Source organism: Streptomyces sp. NRRL WC-3549 (genome assembly GCF_000721935.1).
Classification (GTDB): domain Bacteria; phylum Actinomycetota; class Actinomycetes; order Streptomycetales; family Streptomycetaceae; genus Streptomyces.
Genome location: NZ_JOCS01001847.1, coordinates 1 through 520 on the forward strand (window position 1 = coordinate 1; position 520 = coordinate 520).

General features: G+C 66.5%; 1 protein-coding gene. It reads right to left on the reverse strand.

The features are described 5' to 3' along the window. Window positions 1-520, reverse strand: a 520-nt coding sequence (locus IH13_RS0100165) for a glycine betaine ABC transporter substrate-binding protein (protein WP_031079904.1), incomplete at both ends; no start/stop codon positions are given.

A 520-nucleotide genomic window follows, 5' to 3' on the forward strand; every position in this document is an offset into this window, starting at 1 on the left:
TCAGCTCCAGCGAGGTCGGCCCGTACCAGGAGCCGAGATCGGTGAGGTTGTCCTTGTACCGGTTCCAGTAGTCCTTGTGCGTGGTGGGCAGCCAGGAGTCGAACTGGACGTCGAGCTGTCCCTGCGCGAGACCGGTGTAGAGCGGCCCCGGGTCGAGCTGCTTGACCGTGGTCTTGTACCCGCGGTCCTCCAGCATGTTCTGCCACAGGTAGGTGGAGGCGATGGCCTCGTCCCACGGGAAGTACCCCATGTTCACGGTCTTGCCCGCGTCCTTGCCCTGCGCGGGTCCGCCGCCTTGGGCGCCGGCCGGCAGCGGGGCCACCTTGTCGACGACGTCCGGGTTCTCCTTGAGCCAGGCGCGTACGCCGTCCTGCTCCTTGCCCTGGCCGGCCTCCTGGATCTTGTTCTCCAGGCCGGTGAGCTGCTTCTCGGTGAGCTCGAAGTTCTTCAGCCAGTCGGCGACGACGGGCGACTTCTCGGCGAATCCCTTGTGGGCGACGGTGTGGACCTCTTCGCCCTT